This is a genomic window from Pseudarthrobacter sp. NPDC092439, assembly GCF_044754945.1.
In the GTDB taxonomy this organism is placed as follows: Bacteria; Actinomycetota; Actinomycetes; order Actinomycetales; family Micrococcaceae; genus Arthrobacter.
The window spans coordinates 1-16,984 of the sequence record NZ_JBIVQB010000006.1 but is presented as its reverse complement, the minus strand read 5'-3'; the positions used below and the strand labels follow the sequence as shown (position 1 = coordinate 16,984).

At 70.4% G+C, this 16,984-nt stretch carries 18 protein-coding genes; 5 read left to right on the top strand and 13 right to left on the bottom strand.

Annotated elements, in window-relative coordinates; all coding sequences use genetic code 11:
• Positions 1–76 precede the first annotated feature (76 nt).
• Positions 77–340, top strand: coding sequence for a hypothetical protein (locus tag ACIQCM_RS12785; RefSeq protein ID WP_400606484.1), 264 nt, complete (start codon positions 77–79; stop codon positions 338–340).
• 12 nt (positions 341–352) lie between these two features.
• Here ACIQCM_RS12785 and ACIQCM_RS12780 read toward each other — a convergent pair whose 3' ends face one another.
• Entirely contained in the window at positions 353–1,102 is a 750-nt protein-coding gene (locus ACIQCM_RS12780; protein ID WP_400606482.1) for a 3-hydroxybutyrate dehydrogenase, read from the bottom strand.
• A gap of 127 nt (positions 1,103–1,229) precedes the next feature.
• Between ACIQCM_RS12780 and ACIQCM_RS12775 the strand changes: the two genes are divergently transcribed.
• The gene (locus tag ACIQCM_RS12775) at positions 1,230–2,123 is read left to right on the top strand and encodes a LysR family transcriptional regulator (protein ID WP_400606480.1); all 894 of its coding nucleotides are present in this window, start codon (positions 1,230–1,232) and stop codon (positions 2,121–2,123) included.
• Positions 2,124–2,178: 55 nt separating this feature from the next.
• Here the strand turns inward: ACIQCM_RS12775 and ACIQCM_RS12770 are convergent, their stop codons facing one another.
• The 11 genes from ACIQCM_RS12770 to ACIQCM_RS12720 all read right to left on the bottom strand — a co-directional run bounded on the left by ACIQCM_RS12770 (position 2,179) and on the right by ACIQCM_RS12720 (position 14,007).
• The gene (locus ACIQCM_RS12770) at positions 2,179–3,162 is read right to left on the bottom strand and encodes a spermidine synthase (RefSeq protein WP_400606478.1); all 984 of its coding nucleotides are present in this window, start codon (positions 3,160–3,162) and stop codon (positions 2,179–2,181) included.
• Positions 3,163–3,194: 32 nt separating this feature from the next.
• Positions 3,195–4,715 carry a D-glycero-beta-D-manno-heptose 1-phosphate adenylyltransferase gene (gene rfaE2, locus ACIQCM_RS12765; RefSeq protein ID WP_400606476.1) on the bottom strand — a complete coding sequence of 507 codons (1,521 nt, stop codon included), beginning with the start codon at positions 4,713–4,715 and terminating at the stop codon, positions 3,195–3,197.
• The gene (locus ACIQCM_RS12760) at positions 4,715–6,127 is read right to left on the bottom strand and encodes an aldehyde dehydrogenase family protein (RefSeq protein ID WP_400606473.1); all 1,413 of its coding nucleotides are present in this window, start codon (positions 6,125–6,127) and stop codon (positions 4,715–4,717) included. The genes rfaE2 and ACIQCM_RS12760 overlap by 1 nt, the downstream gene beginning before the upstream one ends.
• 40 nt (positions 6,128–6,167) lie before the next feature.
• Positions 6,168–6,881, bottom strand: a complete 714-nt coding sequence (locus ACIQCM_RS12755) for an SDR family oxidoreductase (protein ID WP_400606470.1) — start codon at positions 6,879–6,881, stop codon at positions 6,168–6,170.
• Positions 6,882–6,940: 59 nt separating this feature from the next.
• The gene (locus tag ACIQCM_RS12750) at positions 6,941–8,368 is read right to left on the bottom strand and encodes a PfkB family carbohydrate kinase (protein ID WP_400606467.1); all 1,428 of its coding nucleotides are present in this window, start codon (positions 8,366–8,368) and stop codon (positions 6,941–6,943) included.
• A complete protein-coding gene (locus ACIQCM_RS12745; protein WP_400606465.1) occupies positions 8,365–9,084 on the bottom strand; it encodes an SIS domain-containing protein in 720 nt (239 codons plus the stop codon). The genes ACIQCM_RS12750 and ACIQCM_RS12745 overlap by 4 nt, the downstream gene beginning before the upstream one ends.
• The gene (locus ACIQCM_RS12740; protein WP_400606463.1) at positions 9,081–10,334 is read right to left on the bottom strand and encodes a glycosyltransferase; all 1,254 of its coding nucleotides are present in this window, start codon (positions 10,332–10,334) and stop codon (positions 9,081–9,083) included. Before ACIQCM_RS12740 ends, ACIQCM_RS12745 begins: the two co-directional genes overlap by 4 nt.
• Positions 10,331–11,407 (bottom strand): glycosyltransferase, encoded by a 1,077-nt coding sequence (locus ACIQCM_RS12735; protein WP_400606460.1) that lies wholly within the window; start codon positions 11,405–11,407, stop codon positions 10,331–10,333. The genes ACIQCM_RS12740 and ACIQCM_RS12735 overlap by 4 nt, the downstream gene beginning before the upstream one ends.
• A complete protein-coding gene (locus ACIQCM_RS12730; protein ID WP_400606457.1) occupies positions 11,404–12,492 on the bottom strand; it encodes a glycosyltransferase family 9 protein in 1,089 nt (362 codons plus the stop codon). Before ACIQCM_RS12730 ends, ACIQCM_RS12735 begins: the two co-directional genes overlap by 4 nt.
• Entirely contained in the window at positions 12,492–13,064 is a 573-nt protein-coding gene (locus tag ACIQCM_RS12725) for a D-glycero-alpha-D-manno-heptose-1,7-bisphosphate 7-phosphatase (protein WP_400606454.1), read from the bottom strand. The genes ACIQCM_RS12730 and ACIQCM_RS12725 overlap by 1 nt, the downstream gene beginning before the upstream one ends.
• Positions 13,065–13,176: 112 nt before the next feature.
• Positions 13,177–14,007: a sigma-70 family RNA polymerase sigma factor gene (locus ACIQCM_RS12720; protein WP_400606451.1), complete on the bottom strand. Its 831-nt coding sequence runs from the start codon at positions 14,005–14,007 to the stop codon at positions 13,177–13,179.
• A 181-nt stretch (positions 14,008–14,188) separates the two neighbouring features.
• Between ACIQCM_RS12720 and ACIQCM_RS12715 the strand changes: the two genes are divergently transcribed.
• A complete protein-coding gene (locus ACIQCM_RS12715; protein WP_400606449.1) occupies positions 14,189–15,235 on the top strand; it encodes an NAD-dependent epimerase/dehydratase family protein in 1,047 nt (348 codons plus the stop codon).
• On the opposite strand, the gene ACIQCM_RS12710 is transcribed toward ACIQCM_RS12715, so the two are convergent.
• Positions 15,232–15,666, bottom strand: a complete 435-nt coding sequence (locus ACIQCM_RS12710; protein ID WP_400606447.1) for a hypothetical protein — start codon at positions 15,664–15,666, stop codon at positions 15,232–15,234. The two genes, ACIQCM_RS12715 and ACIQCM_RS12710, sit on opposite strands and share 4 nt — an antisense overlap.
• Positions 15,667–15,855: 189 nt before the next feature.
• Here ACIQCM_RS12710 and ACIQCM_RS12705 point away from each other — a divergent pair, with 189 nt between their 5' ends.
• Entirely contained in the window at positions 15,856–16,794 is a 939-nt protein-coding gene (locus ACIQCM_RS12705; RefSeq protein ID WP_400606445.1) for a hypothetical protein, read from the top strand.
• On the top strand, positions 16,794–16,984 hold a 191-nt coding region (locus tag ACIQCM_RS12700; RefSeq protein WP_400633682.1), incomplete at its 3' end, for a phage holin family protein. The genes ACIQCM_RS12705 and ACIQCM_RS12700, both read left to right, overlap by 1 nt.

Genomic DNA, 16,984 nt, shown 5'->3' with positions numbered 1-16,984 from the left:
GCCCTCCTCTGCTGGAGCGTTCCGGCCATCAGCACCGCGAGGACGCGGCTGCCCGCCGCCCCAGGAGTTGGTACGCATGGTCAAGGGCTATGTCGAGGACCCGTCCCCATTGGGCCGTCCCATCAGCCTCGCCACCGCGGTGGCCCGGGCATGGGGCAGGGTGCAAAAACATCCGGGCCCGCGGTCCCCCTACCGGATCGGCGACGCCGTGGTGGGGGACGACCCTTTCAACGGCAGGCGTGAGGGCGTGGTGGTTTCCCGCCAGGGCAGGGCGGTGGGGGTGAAAACTCCGCACGGCCTGTATTTCTACGACCACCGGCAGCTCAAAACGCTGGACTAGCGGCGGTGAACCTCAGCGGGCCGACCAGCCGCCGTCCATCGTGTAGCTGGCACCGGTGACCATCGCGGCCTGGTCCGAGGCGAGCCAGCCCACCAGCGAAGCAACCTCTTCCGGCTCCACCAGCCGCTTGATGGCCGCCTCGGTGAGCATCACCTTGGCCAGCACTTCGGACTCGGGGATGCCGTGCACCTCCGCCTGGTCGGCCAACTGCTTCTCCACGAGCGGCGTGCGGACGTAGCCGGGGTTGATGCAGTTGGAGGTCACGCCGTGGTCGCCGCCTTCCAGCGCGGTCACCTTGCTCAGCCCCTCCAGGCCGTGCTTGGCAGAAACGTAGGCGCTCTTGAAAGGAGAGGCGCGGATGCCGTGCACGGAGGAAATGTTGATGATCCGGCCGTACCCATTGGCGTACATGGCCGGCAGGGCCGCCCGGATGAGCAGGAACGGGGCCTCGAGCATCAGGGTGACGAGGCGGCGGAAATCGGCGGGGTCGAATTCCTCGATAGGGCTGATGCGCTGGATTCCGGCGTTGTTGACCAGGATGTCGCAGTCCAGGTTCAGGGTGGTCAGCGCATCCACATCCATCAGGTCCACGGCCCACGCGGTGCCGCCCACCTCGTCCGCGAGTGCCTCGGCTCCGGCGGCATCCATATCCGCCACCACCACTTTGGCTCCCCGGGCGGCGAGCTCCCGCACGCAGGCGGCACCGATTCCGCCGGCACCGCCGGTTACCAGCGCCTTGCGGCCGTTCAAAGTGTTTTCCATGCCCATCCGTTCCTTCCCAGCGCGCGGGCGTGTGACCTGCGCTACTGACCGCTTTCCCTGAGTATTGCTGCACAAGCACGGAGCTTCAATGGCCAAAGAGGCACGAGTTGTGTGCAGAATTGCAGATATGAACGTCAATCCGGATGATCTCCTGGTGCTGCTCGCGGTGGCCCGCTCGGCAAAATTTACGACGGCGGCGCAAACCTTGGGTTTGAACCACACCACGGTGTCACGCAGGATCGCCGCGCTTGAGAAAGCGCTCGGCGGGCGGGTCCTGGCGAAGGCGGCCGGCGGGTGGGAACTGACCGAGCTGGGCGCCCGGGCGGTCCGGGCCGCGGAGCAGGTGGAGACGGTGATGGGCACGCTGGGACCGGCGGGCAAGGCACCCGACCCGATTACGGGCGTCGTGCGCATGACCGCGACGGACGGCTTCAGCGCCTATATCGCGGCACCTGCAGTGGCCGCGCTGCGGCGCGAGCACCCCGGCCTGACCGTGGAAATCATCACCATGACGCGCAGGGCGCTGCAGCAGCGGTCGGGACTGGACATCGAGGTGGTGGTAGGCGAGCCGCAGGTGCACCGCGCCGAGGCCGTCCGGCTGGGCGACTACCGGCTGGGCATGTACGCCTCGCGCGCCTACCTTGCCGAACACGGAACGCCGGCCACCGTGGCCGAGCTCCAGGCGCATCCGCTGGTCTATTTCGTGGACTCGATGCTGCAGGTGGACGACCTCGACGCCCCGCGGCGCCTGGTCCCGGCGATGCGCGACGCCCTGACCTCCACCAACGTGTTCGTCCACGTGGAGGCGACCCGGGCAGGCGCGGGCGTGGGGTTCCTGCCGTGCTTCATGGGCGACCGGCACGGGGACCTGGTCCGCCTGCTGCCGGACCGGATCGGCGAGCTGCTGCCGTATTGGATGGTACTGCGGCGGGATTCGCTACGGCGCCCGGCCGTGGCCGCCGTGGTCCATGCCCTGCGGGAACAGATGGAGCTGGAACGCGGCGCGCTGCTGGGCCGCTGAAAACGATAGCTACGTCGGCCCACGCCCGCCGGGTTCCCTGGCCGAGCTTGCGAGGTTAGGGTGCGGGTGGCGTCGGCCCACGCCCGCCGGGTTCCCTGGCCGAGCTTGCGAGGTTAGGGTGCGGGTGGGGAGGGTCGTGGCGTATCGCGGCTCCCGCAGCGAAGGCCCGGACCTGGGAGTCGTCCCACAGGTGCGCGGGGACGGCTCCGCCGAGGAGCCGGCGTGCCAGCTTGGGGTCCTCCGCGAAGGGAGTGTCGCTGCCGGCAATGACCATGTTCCCGTAGCGGCGGCCCTTCAGCATGGCAGGATCGGCGATGATCACCGTGTTCTTGAATGCAGCTGCGATGGTGGCGGCGTCCTGCCGGGCGTTTTTGAGGTCCGGCGCGTCGCCGGAGTTCACTACGTAGAGCCCGCCCGGGGCCAGGACGCGCCTGATGTGCTGGTTGAACTCGGCGGTGGTCAGCGGCAGCGGGGTCACGGACCCGGCAAAGACGTCCCGGATGATGAAGTCGCGGGTGTTCTCGGTGAGGGTCTCCGTGACGGCGCGGGCCTCCCCCACCCGGATCCGCAACAGCGGCGCCTTGGGCAGGTCGAACCAGCCACGGACATAGGCGGCCAGCTTGCCGTCCAGCTCCACCACCACCTGGCGGGCGTCGGGGTAGACGGCGTGGAAATAGCGGGCCAGCGAGCACGCGCCCCCGCCCAGGTGCAGGCCGCGCAGCTTCACCGGGCCGGAGAAAACACCGCCGCCCGGCGGCCAGCGCGACTCTATCAGCGCGGCCATCCAGCGCATGTACTCAAAATCCAGGAACAGCGGGTCCGCGAGGTCGATGTGCGAGCTCATGACTCCGTTGATCTTCAGCAGCCAGCCGTTGGAGTTGTCCTGGTCTGCAACCAGTTCACAGTCGCCCGTGTCGATGTAGTAGACCCCCTCGGCAGGACCATCCGGCAAGGTTCCCTGCGGCACTTCGACGACTCCCGCCGTCGTCCGCCCGCCTGGTGTTCTGCCCCGGCCGCCGGGCTTGCCGCGTTTACCCATTCCCGCCCCGCGATCCAGTCATGCCTTCAACCCTAGTTGACCTGTGCCGCCCCTTCGCCGGCCCGGATCCTGTTGACCACGGCGGTGGTGGAGCGCTCGGCGACGTAGTCCAGGATGACCACGCGCCCCCCGTATTCCTCGACGTCCGGCGTCTCCGCCAGCATCTCCGGCGTGTAATCCCCGCCCTTGGCATACACCTCGGGCCGCAGCTGACGGACCAGCGGCCCGGCGGTGGGCGTATCGAACACGGTCACGTAGTCCACGCAACTCAGGGCGGCCACCACGGCCGCGCGGTCCGCCACCGCGTTGATGGGCCGGCCCGGCCCCTTGAGGCGGCGCACGGATTCGTCGCTGTTCAGCGCCACCACCAGGATGTCGCCCAGCTGCTTGGCCTGGTTGAGGTAGCGGGTGTGTCCGCTGTGCAGCACGTCGAAGCAGCCGTTGGTCAGCACGATCCGCTGGCCCTGTGCGCGGTGTGCTTCGAGCTGGCTTTCCAGCTCGTCCGCACCGAGCGCGGTATCGGCGAAAGCCTTCAGGTAACGGCTCAGCTGGGCCGTGCTGCACACGGACGTGCCGGGCTGGTGGACCACCACGTCCGCCGCCGCCTGCGCCAGGTCCAGGCTGGCCGTCAGGGGCAGCCCCGCCGAGCGTGCCAAGGTCAGGGCGGCGACGAAGGTGTCCCCCGCCCCGGACGCCTGCTTTTCAGCCGCGGGCCGCGCCCAGGTCCGGTGCGCCGCGCCTCCCGGCGTCAGCAGGACGGTGCCGTCCCGGTCCAGCGTCGCCACCACGGCGCGCGCCCCGGTGGCAGCGAGCAGCGCGTCCGCTTCAGCGCCCACTGCATCCGCCCGGTCCGGCCCGTCGGGGAGACGGCGCTCCAGCAGCCGGGCGGTCTCCTGCGCGTTCGGCGTTACCAGATCCGGCTGCAGCAACGCCCAGGGCCGCGGGTCGTGCGCGTCCACCACCACCAGCGGACGGCCGCTGTCCCCCTCGAGGGCCGCCACCATGCTGTTTCGAACCGGTTCTGCCAGCACCCCGGTTCCGTAGTCGCACACCAGCACCGCTGCTTTACGTACGACGGCGGCACGCACCGCCCCGGCCAGCGCCCCCAGCGCGGCGGCCGGGACGGTACGGGCCGAGTCATCGAGGCGGAGCATGACCTGCCCGCCGCTGCTGATCCGGATCTTGGTAGTGGTCACCATGTCCGGATGGGCGTAGAGGTGGCGGACGTCGATGCCGGCGGCCAGGAGCTGCCTCCGCAGCTCCGTGCCCGCGTCGTCGGTGCCGATGATCCCGGCCACCGCCACCCGCGCCCCGAGGGCAGCCAGGTTCATGGCCGTGTTGGCTGCCCCGCCGGGAACGGATTCGCGGGCCTGCAGGTCTACCACCGGCGCCGGCGCCTCCCGGCAGAGCCGTTCGATGCTGCCGCTCCACCAGCCGTCCAGGATCACGTCGCCAATCACCAGGATCTCCGGTTCCTCTGCGGCCAGCCGGCCGGGCAGCCAGTCGGAGAGCGCCCGCTGGTTCCGCAGGTCCACGGGCTGGGCCGAATCCATCAGCGTTCCTTTCCGGCGGGCGGGGCCGTGATGTGGACCACTTTGACCCGGCAGAATTCATCCAGCAGCTCGGGCCCGTAGCCAAAGCCGGCACCGCTGTCCCCGCGGGGCTGCGCCGAGCCGCCGGGAGCGCCGCCAAACACCTCGTTGACCTTGACGGTTCCCACCGGCAGGGCCGCCACCGCCTGCTGTACGTGGGCCAGGTCCCCGCTCAGGACTGTCGCCGCAAGGCCGTACCTGCCACTGCACGCAAGGCGGAGGCCGTCGTCGAACGTTTCCACCACCTGGACCGGGGCCACCGGGCCGAACGTCTCCTCGGCCATGACCTGCATCCGGTCCGTGCAGCCAAGCAGCACGGTGGCCGGGTAGAAGCTGCCCGGCCCATCCGGGAGTGCCCCGCCCGCCACAGCACGTGCACCCTGGCTGAGCGCTTCGGCCACCTGCGCGTGGACTTCGTCGCGCATCCGCCGGTCCACCAGCGGCGCCACCGATCCCTCGCTGTTGCGGCGGTCCGCCTCCGCCGCGAGCGCCTCGCAAAACTCCGCAGCGATGTCCTGGTGGACGTAGATCCGTTCCACCGCCGTGCAGATCTGGCCGCTGTTGCTGAAGGCACCCACCGCCGCCTGTTCCGCCGCCCAGGCAGGGTCGACGCCGGCATCCACCAGCAGCGGATCGTTGCCGCCGTTTTCACGTATCACGTGCGCGCCGGTGAGCGCGGCGGCGCGGGCGATCCGCACTCCCGAAGCACTGGACCCCACGTGGGCGATCACGTCCACCCCGGCCTGGGTCAGGAGCGCGCCGGTCCCGGATCCGCCGGAGACGGTGGTGAACACGCCGGGCGGGAACGCCGGGCCCAGCACCCTGCCGAGCGTTTCGCCCACGCGCGGGCAGCGTTCGCTCGGCTTATGGATCACCGTGTTTCCCGTTGCCAGTGCCGCGCCAATGAGGCCGCAGGCCACCGCTATGGGGTCGTTCCAAGGGGTCAGGAGGACTGCGACCCCGCGTGGCTCGGCCACCGTGTAGTCGGACGCGAGCCGGTTCCCGCGGAGGCTGTGGCCCCGGTGCAGCGGCCCCAGTTCGGCGTATTGTTCCAGAGTGGACACGGCCGCGCTGATGCCCGCAAGGGCTTCGTCAACCGGGCGTCCGGTTTCGCTCGCGTTGAGTCCGGCCAGCTCCTGGGCGGCCTCATCCAAGGCTTTGGCAGCGGCGCGGAGTGCGCTCCCGCGCTCGGCCGGTGCTCCCTGCGCCCAGGCCGCTGCCGCGTCACGGGCAGTCTGCACGGCCCGCCCCACCTCATCAGGACCGGCTTCCGCGACCGTCCAAAGGAACTCCCCCGTCCGGGGGTCGTGGATGGTGACGGAACCGGTCGCGGGGTCCAGTCCGGGGGCGGTTTCTGTGGCTGTTGTGGGCATGGTTTCCTCCCGTGGTTTGTGGTCGGCGGCGAGGGCAGGATCAGGGCCAGGAGCCTTCTTCCTCGTGGCAGATGAGCATTTCCCGGACCTCGCAGCCGGCAGGCTGGTTCAGCGCGAAGAGGATGGCCTGCGCCACGTTGCCGGGATCGTTGAGGCGCGAGTCGTCCTGGGGCTTGTACTGCTCGGAGCGGTCGTCGAAGAACCGGGTCTTCATGCCGCCCGGGATCATGGTGGTTACCCCGATCTGCCCGCCGGTCTCCGCTGCGAGCGCGTGGCTGAAGCCGACCACGCCGAATTTGGAGGCGCAGTATGCGGTGGCGTCCGCAACGGCGCGCTTGCCCAGGGTTGAGGCGACGGTCACCACCCGGCCGCGGGAGGACGTGAGGTACGGCAGCGCGGCGCGGACCACGGAAACGGTACCCATCAGGTTGACCCCGATGACCTTTTCCCACTCGTCCGCTGCCACGTCCGCCAGCCTTCCGCACCGGTCGATCCCGGCCGCGGTGACTACGGCGTCCAGGCCGCCCAGGGCCTCGGCGGCTTCACGGACGGCGGCCTCCACGGCGGGACGGTCCGCAACGTCCACTTCATAGGCCTTCACGGCGGACACGGCGCTGATGTCCCGGTCCAGCACCACCGGGGTGCCGCCCGCCTTCAGGACAGCGTCGACGACGGCGGCCCCCAGTCCGGAGGATCCCCCGGTTACGAGGACGCGGCCGGGCGAAGGGGCGGGTGCGTTGGGAGTTGTGGTCATGGTGTTCCTTTCGGTGAAAAACCTGGAATTTGAGCTAATCCTTGCGATGCAAGGGCGGGTCAGCCCACTTTTGCGAGCGCGGTGGCCAGCCCGGTGGTGGAGCGGGCGGGGTGGTAGGGGACGGTGAGGCAACGGCCGCCCCAGCGTTCCACCAGGTCCGCTTCCGGCAGCCGGGCGCCCTGGTAGTCGCCGCCCTTGACCCAAAGGTCCGGGCGGAGGCGGTCCAGTACTGCCTCGGGGGTGTCCTCGTCGAAGACCATCACGGCGTCCACACAGGACAGGGCCAACAGCAGTTCGGCCCGGTCATGCTCGCCGATGATGGGCCGCTCCGGGCCCTTGAGCCGCCGCACCGAGGCATCCGAGTTCAGGCACACCACCAGGCAGTCCCCCATGGCCCGGGCTGCGGCGAGCGCGCGGACGTGGCCGGCGTGAAGGAGGTCGAAGCAGCCGCCGGTCGCAACCACGGTTCCGCCCCGGTTCCGCACGGCGCGGGCCAGCAGCAGCGCGTCCCCGGGGTTGGGCTCCAGAAGAGCGGGTTCCAGGTGTCCGGGGGCGGCGGCATCGCGGACTGGAGGTTGGGACAGGGCCGAGACTCCGCCGGCGGCGAGGAAATCAGCGGCCTCGTGGACGGCCAGCCGTGCCGCCTCGAGGAGGTCGCGGCCGGCCAGCAGATGCACGGCAAGCCCCGCCGCCAGCCGGTCGCCGGCTCCGCACGGATCACCCGTTTCCACGCGGGGCGCGGGAACCTGCCGGGGTGCGTGTCCGTCGTCGCGGACCAGCACAGCTCCGTCCCCGCCCCGGGTGACCAGCACTGCCCGGCTGCCCCAACGCTCGCGGAGCACTCCCGCCAGGTGCCCGGCGTGGATGGCGGCTTCGGCGGGGCCGGGTGCTGTGCCGGCGGCGGGGGTGCCGGATGCGGCAGCCGCCCGTGTGGCCTCAGCGAGATTGGGCGTTACCACGGCCACGCCCGGCACCGGGTCCGGGCCAGCCGGATGCGGGTCCCAGATGACCGGGACCTCGCCGGCCAGCCGCGCCAGGAGCCCGCGCAGGTGCGGGTTGGCGGCCAGGCCGCGGCCATAGTCCGCCACCACCACCACTGCAGCGTGTTCCACGGCGGACAGCATGGCCGGGGTGACCTCCGGAACCGGCGGCCGGGCGCAGCCCTGGTCGAAGCGGACCACCGGATGCGTTCCAGCCCGGACCCGGGTCTTGACCGGGGACGGTACGCCGCTGGGCCCGGAGACGAGCCGGATTCCGGCGAGCTGGTCAACCAGGTGCCGTCCGGCGTCGTCATCCCCCAGTACCGTTACCAGCGTGACGGGCCAGCCCTCCTCCGCCAGCATGCGGGCCACCAGCCCGGCGCCGCCGGCGCGGCGCTTCTCCGCCGCGATGTCCACCACGGGTACCGGCGCGTCGGGGCTCAGCCTGGTGGCTTCACCGGCCAGGTCCACATCCAGCATCACGTCGCCCACCACCACGATCCTCATGGCCTGGCACCGCCCTTCGGGCCCGGGACCGCGGCCGGGCTTCGGCGCGCCACCTCCAGGTCGAAGGCCCGGCACAGGGCGTGCAGGGCGATCAGGTGGCCCTCCTGCGCGTTCGCGTTGAGGGCGTCGATCATGACGGCCTGCTCGCAGGCGTCCGCCAAAGGGTTGGGGCCGGAACCCGTCAGCGCCCACGTGGAGATGTTAAGCCTGGAAGCAGCCTCCGCCGCTCGCAGCAGGTTGGGGCTGCGGCCGCTGGTGGACAGCAGGATGAGGACGTCGCCGGAACGGCCGTGGGCGCGGACCTGCCGGGCGAAGACGTCGTCGTACCCGTAGTCGTTGGCGATGGCCGTCACCGCGGACGATTCAGCGTGCAGCGAGATCGCGGAAAACGGAACCCGGTCGCCGTCGAACCGGCCCACCAGCTCTGCCGTCAGGTGCTGGGCCTCGGCGGCCGAGCCGCCGTTTCCCGCAGCGAGGAGCCGCTGCCCCCGCATCAGGCGCTGGGCAAGCTCCATTCCCCAAGCGGCCAGCCGCCCGGACTGGCTGCGGAGCGATTCAAGCGCGGGCAGGACATTGTCCAGGTGCGTCCTGACGACGTCGGTGCCGGCCGCGTCCGGAAACCCCGGGCCCGAGGGGAAAGCGGGAAGAAGATCAGGCATCGCCGGGGTGGCCAGCGCCCGCAGGTCGGCCTCGCGCAGGAACCAGTCAGCACTCACAGCGCGGCTCCTTCCATGGAAACGGCGCCGGCGGGTGCGCCCGCCACCGCCAGCTGGTAGGCCTTCTCCGTCTCCGCGGCAACACGGTCCCAGGAGTACCTGGCGCGGGCCCGCTGCCCGCCCGCTGCACCGAGCCGGGAACGAAGGGCCGGGTCCGAGAGCAGCACGGCGAGCGCGGAAGCAATAGCGGCCGGGTCCCGCGGGGGAACGTGCAGTCCGGTGGCGTGGTCCACCACCGTGTCCTGCAGGCCGCCCACTGCCGCGGCCACCACGGGCACGCCGCACGCCATGGCCTCGAGGGGAACGATGCCGAACGGTTCATACCAGGGGGCGCACACCACGGCGTCGGCGCTGCGGAAAATCCCGGGCATCTCCGTCCTCGCGACCTGCCCCTGCAGGGTCACCGAATCAGCCACGCCCAGGCTGTCGGCAAGGCCCAGGAGCCGGCGGACCTCAGGGTCCGCGTGCAGCACACCGGAGTCACCCCCGCCACCGACGATGAGGAGCTCGACGTCGTCGAACCCTGCCTGGCGCAGGAGCGGCAGCGCCTGAATCACCAGGTCCACGCCCTTGCGCGGCACCAGCCGTCCCACGGACAGGATGCGGTGCCGGCTCGTCCTGGCGGCAGCGGGTCCTTCCGCGGAAAAGAACGACAGGTCCACCCCGCACGGCGCGATGGACACTTTGCCCGTGTCAATGCCCATGGCCTTGAGCTCGAACACCTCATCGGAGCAGGTGGCGATGATCCGGTCCGCGGACCTGCCCACCCCCGGTTCCAGCCAGCGGCGTTCCTCGGGGCTGGTGTCCTCCGCACCCTGGTGCCGGCGTTTGACGGCGCCCAGGGCATGGAAGGTCTGGATCACCGGGACCCGGTAGCCGCCATCCGGCCTCCGGGCGGCATCCAGTGCAGCCAGGCCGGACATCCAGAAGTGGCCATGCACCACGTCCGGCGGACGGTGCTCCCAGTCACGTGCCACGCCTTCCGCCAGCTCGCCCATGTAGGGCAGCAGTTCGTCCTTGGGCACGTGCCGGGCGGGCCCCGCGTCCACGTGGACCACCTCGAACCGCGGGCCGGCCTGGACCCGGGCGGGGAGCTCCGTTGCGTCCCTTCGGGTGTAGACCGTGACGTGGTGCCCACGGCGGGCCAAGGCCTCGGACAGGGCGGCCACGTGCACGTTCTGGCCGCCCGCGTCCACGCCGCCAAGAGCCGCGAGGGGGCTCGCGTGTTCCGAAATCATGGAGATTTTCATGGCATCTTCCTCTCTCGGGCCGGAACGAGGATCTGCTCGCCCGGATGTTCATCTGCCGGGCCGCCGGGCCGGTGCACGGGGACCTGGCGCCCCCCGCTTTGATGCACCGGATTCGGCACCAGGTCGGCGAGGATACCGTCCCAGCGGTCGTGGAACTTCCCCAGTCCGTAGCGCTCCAGCACCGCCCCGCGGGCGGCAAGGCCCCGCCGTCGTGCTTCCTCCGGGTCCGCGACAAGCCTGCGCGCGGTGCGCAGCAGCTCGTCAACGTCCGCCGACACTGCCCCGGCCTCCGGCGGCACCGCCCGGGATGCTTCCGTCGCCGCCACCACCAGGACAGGCAGACCCAGGTGCATCGCTTCCAGCAGCGACAGGCCCAGCGAGGTCCAGCGCATCGGATGCACGTAGGCGCGGCAGCGGGCCAGTTCCCGGTGCAGGACCGCTGTCCGGAGGTCACCGCGGGGCGTCACGCGCGCCGGATCCATCCCCGTCGCCGCGGCGAGCCCCTCCGTCTTCATCCCGAACACCTGCAGCGGCGCCACGGAAGCGAAGGCGGGAAGCAGGTCTGTCCCGGTCACCCGGCCCCGGCGCACCGGTTCGTTGACCACAACTCCCAGATCCGGCAGCTCGCCCGTATAGAGGTAGCCGGGGTCCGGAATGCCATGCTCCACCACCAGCACCGGGGCCGAGCCGCAGTCCCACGCCAGCCTGTTGAAGTGCGTCACGTGAACCACGGGGATCCGGTCCTGCTCCGCCAGCGGATGCCGGGTGAACGGGAAATCGCCCTTGGGAGTGTTGTGCTCCACGTACACTGCCGGAAGGTCGCGCCCGGGGCTACGGCCCAGCAGCCGGGCCACCTCGGTGATTTCCTCCGGGCGTTGGAGGACGACGGCGTCCACCGCCTCCGCGTCCAGCCGTGCCGCATCCACCTCCCGCACCGAGCCGGGCCAGCCGCGGCCGGCGCGGCCCAGGCCCCAAGGGCCGCCTTCCGGAAGGACGGGCAGCAGGTACTCGTGCCGGCCGCGGACAAACGCGTCCGTCCACGAACCGTGGACATGCCAAAGCAGGATCCTCATCTGTTGCGGGCCTTTCTACGGGTGCTGACATGGGTGCTGAAGGAGCTGACGCCGCCAATCAGCCGTTCCACCGCCGCCACCACGTCCTCGGGAGAGACGGAATCCAGGCAGGGGTGGCCGGGAACAGGGCAGATGCGCGCCCGCGTCATCCGGCAGGGGGCGTTCTGGTCGCCCAGAAGCTCCAGCGGGACACCGTAGGGCGCCCACCGGACGGCCGGCACCACGGGCGAGAACAGGCAGGCCACGGGGGTGCCGACGGCGGCGGCGAGGTGGGCCGGGCCGGTGTTCCCGGTGACCACAGCTTCGGCGCCGGCCATGACACCGGCCAGGAGGTGCAGGTCGGTGCGGCCGCCCAGGTCCAGGGCGGAAGGCCCGGCCACCGTGGCGGTGAGGGACGTTTCCCCCGGGCCGCCGGTGACCACCACGCGGTGGCCGGAGCCTTCGAGGAGTTCGACGGCGGCGGCATGGTGAAGGGGCGGCCAGGCGCGGGCCGGGACGGCGGCTCCCGGGTGGACCACCACGTAGGGCTCCTCCCCGACCAGGTCCGTGACGTCAGGAACCGCTTTCACGTGCAGCTTGCCGTCATCCCCCGCCGGCAGGCCAAAGCCGGCCGCTTCCGCGATGCCCAGGGCCCGCTCCGCCTCGGGCTGGTCCTCCGGGAAGTCCTCGCCGGGCTTCAGCCGGACATCCAGGAGTGAGCCTGCGTAGTCCGTGGAGGCGCCCGTGATGCGTTCCACGCCGGCCAGGCGCAGGAGCAGCGCCAGGGGCAGCGGCGACTGGTGGAATGAGGTCAGGATGACGGCCTCGGTGATCCTCGAATGCCGGACATACTCCATCAGCCGTTCAGCATGCGGGCCGGTCATTTTGGGTGCCGGGTTCATGATCCACGGACTGTCCCAGGTGTAGGTTTCGGCCGCGCCCGGCAGCAGCCCGGCTGCGGCCTCACCCTGGCGTCCGCACAGCATGACCACGTGGTTGGGTGCGCTGCCGTCGGGCCTCCTGCCGTGGGCCACAGCCCGGACGGCGGGGCCTGCCAGCAGGACGTCGCCCATGCTGTCCAGCCGGGCCACCAGCACCCGGCCCATCAGGAGTCTTCCCCGGGGAGGGCTGTTGCGTCGATCATGCCTTCCTCCGCGAGGAGTGCGACGGCGGCGGCCAGGTCTTCTGCCACGAACCGGGCGCTTTCCACTTCCTCGGCCCGGGTCACCGGGGTAGGCACCATGACCCCTACAGCGCCGGCTGCCTCTGCGGCACCGACGTCGGCTCCGATGTCGCCGATCAGCGCTGCCTGTGATTCCTGGATGCCCAGCTTGCGGCAGGCGCTGTGCACCATGCCGGGGGCGGGTTTGCGGCAACTGCACCGGTCCTCCCGGGCATGGGGGCAGACCTCCCACACATCGAACGGTCCCAGGAGTTCCTCCACCCGGGCGTTGACCTCGTCCACCTGGGCTTGGGTGAGCAGGCCCCGGGCAATGCCGGACTGGTTGCTGACCACGCCCGTGGCCAGGCCGCGGGCCCGGAGCGAGGCCAGGACATTCCGGGCGCCGGGCATGGGAAGTACCAGTCCGGGGTCGCCGTTGTACGGCACGTCGGCCACCAGGGTGCCGTCCCGGTCGAAGAGGACTGCGCGGAGCTTTGGCGTTGGAGAGCTTCCCATAAACCACCCTGTTCCCCGCTGTCCGCGGTCCTAAACAGCCGCCCAAGGAGGCTTTCGTGTTTTCCGGAATCGGCAGAACCCGGTCTGCAACAGCCCAGGCCGTTGGCAGCCGTCAGCTGCCCGCCATCCGTGCCGCGCCGTGGCGGGCCGCGTCCGGGCCAGGGTCCATCGCGCGCTGGAGCTGTACCAGGAGCTTCGCCAGGCGGCGGGACACCTGCATCTGCGACATCCCCAGCCGGCGGCCCAGCTGCACCTGGGTTTCCTCGCAGAAGTACCGCCGGTAAAGCAGTTCCCGGTCCGCGGGGGTCAGGGCCTGCATGGCCCCACGAAGGCAGGCCAGCTCTTCCAGGCGTTCCAGCGGCGCCTCCGGGCAGGGGAGGGTCTCGCCGACCGACGGGGCATCCGAGTGGGGGTTTGCGGCATCCAGCGAGTCGGGATGCATGCTGGTGGCCGCGGACATCGCTTCGCGCACCACAGCGTCATCCGTGCCCAGTTCCCCCGCCAGTTCGGCCGCGGTGGGGTGGCGCCCCAGGGCCTGCGTCAGTCCCGGCTCGGCTTTGAAGATCCGGGTGCGAAGGTCCTGGATGTTCCTGGGCGGACGCACCACCCAAGTCCGGTCCCGGAGGTACCGCTTCAGTTCCCCGGTGATGGTGGGCGCGGCATAGGCCGGAAAACTTTCCCCCTTTCCCCGGTCAAAACCCCGGGCGGCCTTGACCAGGCCCAGATAAGCCACCTGGTTCAGGTCCGCACGCTCACGCCCCCTGGCCTCGAAGCGCGCGGCCAGGGCCTCGGCCAGGTCCAGGTACTCCAGGACCAGGTCATTTTCGAAGGTTTCGCGCAGTTGTCCGCCCCTCGCGTGGGGGCGGCGCTGCTGCTGGCAGGGTGTGTTTCGCGGGCCGGCCGACGTAGTGTGCACAGCGGGCGCGCCAAGATATTCGGGCATGTCGTTGGTTCCCTCGGTCTGGTTCCGAAAGCCTGCGGCAAGACTTAGAAGCAGGAAATCATAAGGCTGCTTATTAAGCAATCCATAAGGATGCTTATGAACCTGGCCTGCCACGGGTAGGCTCAGGACGGGTGGCCGTTCGCGGGGCACCCGCCCCGCAGCCTTTGCCGAGGAGCTTCAGATGCACATTGCCATTACCGGAGCCAGCGGAAATGCCGGAACCGCGCTGCTGCGTAACCTGCACGGCCAGCTGGCGAAGAAACCCGGCAGCCTTCATCTGACGGGGATCAGCCGCCGGCGGCCGGACACCGACCGCATGCCCTACACCGGGGTCGACTGGTACCCGCTGGATGTGGGGCTGGAACGCGACAGGCCCCGGCTGGAAGCGGCACTTCAGGGCATTGACACGGTGGTGCACCTGGCATGGCAGATCCAGCCCAACCGGGACCTGGACCAGCTGTACCGGACCAACGTGACCGGCACGCGCAATGTGCTGGAGGCGGCCAGGAAGGCGGGCGTCAAGCAGGTGGTATGCGCGTCATCGGTGGGCGCCTACAGCCGCGCCCCCAAAGACCAGCGGACTGCGGAGTCATGGCCGGCGCGCGGCATCCCAAGTTCGCACTACAGCCGGCACAAGGCGGAGCAGGAAGCGCTCCTGGACAGCTTCGCCGCTTCCGAACCGGCCATCGCCGTGGCGCGGTTGCGGCCGGGCCTGATCTTCCAGCGGGAGGCCGGGAGCGAGATCGGCCGCTACTTCCTGGGGCCGCTGATTCCACGCCTGCTGCCCACCCGGCTCCGCGTGCCCATCCTGCCGGTTCCGGATGGATTGGTGTTCCAGGCGGTCCACGCGGACGATGTGGCCGAGGCATACTGGCGCGTGATCGACGACCGCGCTTCCGGCGCCTTCAACATTGCGGCAGAGCCGGTCCTCACCCCGCAGGAGCTGGGACGCCTGCTCGGCGCACGGCGGATACTGCCCATCCCCATGGGGCTGCTCCGTAGCATCGTGGACGTGGCATGGCGGCTGCATCTCCAACCCACTGACGCCGGATGGGTGGACATGGCGGCCGCAGCGCCGGTGATGGATACCCGCCGCGCCCGCCGGATCCTCGGCTGGGAGGCGGCAACGTCCTCGGTGGATGCCGTGAGAGAAGTCCTGGCGGGCATGGAGAGGGGGGAGGGCATCCCGCCCTCCCCCGTCCTGGCTCCCCGTGGAGCTAAACGCTAAATTCCGCTGCGCGGATGCCCGGGGCCGGGGTCGGCCGGGCGGTCCGAGGCACGACCGTCCGCTGCATGGTCAATGCGGTCAGCCGCAGGCCCGCCGGGGTCCACCTGATCGGCGTGCCTGGTGCGGCGGGAGACGTCCTCGCGCAATTCCTCGGCCTCATGCGCGCGGCGTTCCGCTTCCTGCCGGAGCCGCTCCGCCTTCACCTGGGCCTGCTCTGCGTCCGCACGGGCGCGCGCTGCCCGGGCGTCCCGCTCCCTCGCATCGAGTTCCACGGCCTGCGCTTCGCGGCGTATTTCGGCCGCCTCCCTGCGGTGCACCTCATCGCGCCGCTGCTGCTCAACCTTCCTGCGCTTGCCCGTCAGGAGCAGCAGCACGACCAGCGCCACCACCACCAGTGCAACCACAATCCAGACCCATACGGATGCGTCCATGCTGTCCACCACTTTCCTCTCGATATGACCGGAACCGGCGGCCGCCGGCTCCGGCTAATGCTTTCGGAAATCGTTACAACCCATCTAGCAAGGGTACTTACCTTTTATTAGTAATCATGCTTATTATTTTATGGCCAGTATTGCTGGTTCTTGATCAACAACCGGCCTTCTTGGAAAGAGAGAGCGAAGATGACAGAGAACCAATGGCCCGAGGACCGCGCTTACACGACACCTCCGGCCGGTACAGGAATTTCGGGAGAGCGGCCCGCTGCCAGCTTCCCCTCCGCTGCAGCCGCCCCGGGAGAGGGCACCTCCCGCAAGGATGCTGCGAAGGAGGAGGCCTCCCAGGTGGCCGGCCAGGCGAAGTCCGCGGCGCAGGATGTGGCATCCACGGCCAAGGAGGAAGCGGCGAACGTCGCCGCCGAGGCCAAGGCCAGCGCCCAGGACCTGCTGGAGCAGGCCCGGACCGGGCTGAGCAGCCAGGCCGGAGCGCAGCAGCAGAAGGCCGCCGAAGGGATCCGGAACATCTCCAGCGAGCTGCACCGCATGGCCGCCGCGCCGGACCAGCCGGGCGTCGCCTCGGACCTGGTCCGCGAAGCCGCGCAGCGTACCTCCTCGCTGGCAACCTGGCTTGAGAACCGGGACCCGGGATCACTCCTGACCGAGGTGCAGTCCTTCGCCCGGAACCGCCCCGGGACCTTCCTCCTGCTCGCCGCCGGAGCCGGCGTCCTGGCAGGACGCCTCACCCGCGGCCTCGCCGCCGGAGCCCCCGAAACCCAGGCCACGGGAAGGGCGGGCCTCGCAGGCCAGTACTCAGGCACGGCTTACGGCGATGCCTACGGCGAGTCCTATGTTCCTGCGGGCGGCAGCGTACCGCCTCCCCCGGTCCAGCTTCCCGGCCCCGCCACCACCACGGCAGGGTTCGACGGCGGTGCACCCGGAAGCAGCTACCCGGACTACGCGCGCCCCGCCAGCCCGCTTGACAGCCCGCAGCTGGTCGAGGAGCCATGGTCCGGCAACCGCATGGCCGATGATCCGCTGGCCGGCCGGGACCTTGCCGACAATCCCATGGCCGGTGATCCGCTGACCCGCGACCGTTCCTCGGACGGCGAGTCTGGCAGGTTGTGATGAGCAGCCAGTATTCGGAGTTTCCTGCCGGGACGGAGCAGGGCAGTGCGGCGCACCAGAAAGCTGAGAGCTCCTCGCTCGGGGACCTGCTCGGTGAAGTGACCCGTGACCTGTCCACCCTGATGCGCCAGGAAGTGGAACTGGCCAAGGCCGAAGCCAAACAGTCCGCGACCCGCGCCGGGAAAGGCGG

Excerpts from the sequence above, each read along its gene's own strand:
- ACIQCM_RS12770 (WP_400606478.1), bottom strand. The coding sequence starts at position 3,162 with ATGGGTAAACGCGGCAAGCCCGGCGGCCGGGGCAGAACACCAGGCGGG.
- rfaE2 (WP_400606476.1), bottom strand. The coding sequence starts at position 4,715 with ATGGATTCGGCCCAGCCCGTGGACCTGCGGAACCAGCGGGCGCTCTCC.
- ACIQCM_RS12760 (WP_400606473.1), bottom strand. The coding sequence starts at position 6,127 with ATGCCCACAACAGCCACAGAAACCGCCCCCGGACTGGACCCCGCGACC.
- ACIQCM_RS12755 (WP_400606470.1), bottom strand. The coding sequence starts at position 6,881 with ATGACCACAACTCCCAACGCACCCGCCCCTTCGCCCGGCCGCGTCCTC.
- ACIQCM_RS12780 (WP_400606482.1), bottom strand. The coding sequence starts at position 1,102 with ATGGAAAACACTTTGAACGGCCGCAAGGCGCTGGTAACCGGCGGTGCC.
- ACIQCM_RS12740 (WP_400606463.1), bottom strand. The coding sequence starts at position 10,334 with ATGAAAATCTCCATGATTTCGGAACACGCGAGCCCCCTCGCGGCTCTT.
- ACIQCM_RS12725 (WP_400606454.1), bottom strand. The coding sequence starts at position 13,064 with ATGGGAAGCTCTCCAACGCCAAAGCTCCGCGCAGTCCTCTTCGACCGG.
- ACIQCM_RS12715 (WP_400606449.1), top strand. The coding sequence starts at position 14,189 with ATGCACATTGCCATTACCGGAGCCAGCGGAAATGCCGGAACCGCGCTG.
- ACIQCM_RS12785 (WP_400606484.1), top strand. The coding sequence starts at position 77 with ATGGTCAAGGGCTATGTCGAGGACCCGTCCCCATTGGGCCGTCCCATC.
- ACIQCM_RS12710 (WP_400606447.1), bottom strand. The coding sequence starts at position 15,666 with ATGGACGCATCCGTATGGGTCTGGATTGTGGTTGCACTGGTGGTGGTG.
- ACIQCM_RS12705 (WP_400606445.1), top strand. The coding sequence starts at position 15,856 with ATGACAGAGAACCAATGGCCCGAGGACCGCGCTTACACGACACCTCCG.
- ACIQCM_RS12730 (WP_400606457.1), bottom strand. The coding sequence starts at position 12,492 with ATGGGCCGGGTGCTGGTGGCCCGGCTGGACAGCATGGGCGACGTCCTG.
- ACIQCM_RS12735 (WP_400606460.1), bottom strand. The coding sequence starts at position 11,407 with ATGAGGATCCTGCTTTGGCATGTCCACGGTTCGTGGACGGACGCGTTT.
- ACIQCM_RS12720 (WP_400606451.1), bottom strand. The coding sequence starts at position 14,007 with ATGCCCGAATATCTTGGCGCGCCCGCTGTGCACACTACGTCGGCCGGC.
- ACIQCM_RS12750 (WP_400606467.1), bottom strand. The coding sequence starts at position 8,368 with ATGAGGATCGTGGTGGTGGGCGACGTGATGCTGGATGTGGACCTGGCC.
- ACIQCM_RS12775 (WP_400606480.1), top strand. The coding sequence starts at position 1,230 with ATGAACGTCAATCCGGATGATCTCCTGGTGCTGCTCGCGGTGGCCCGC.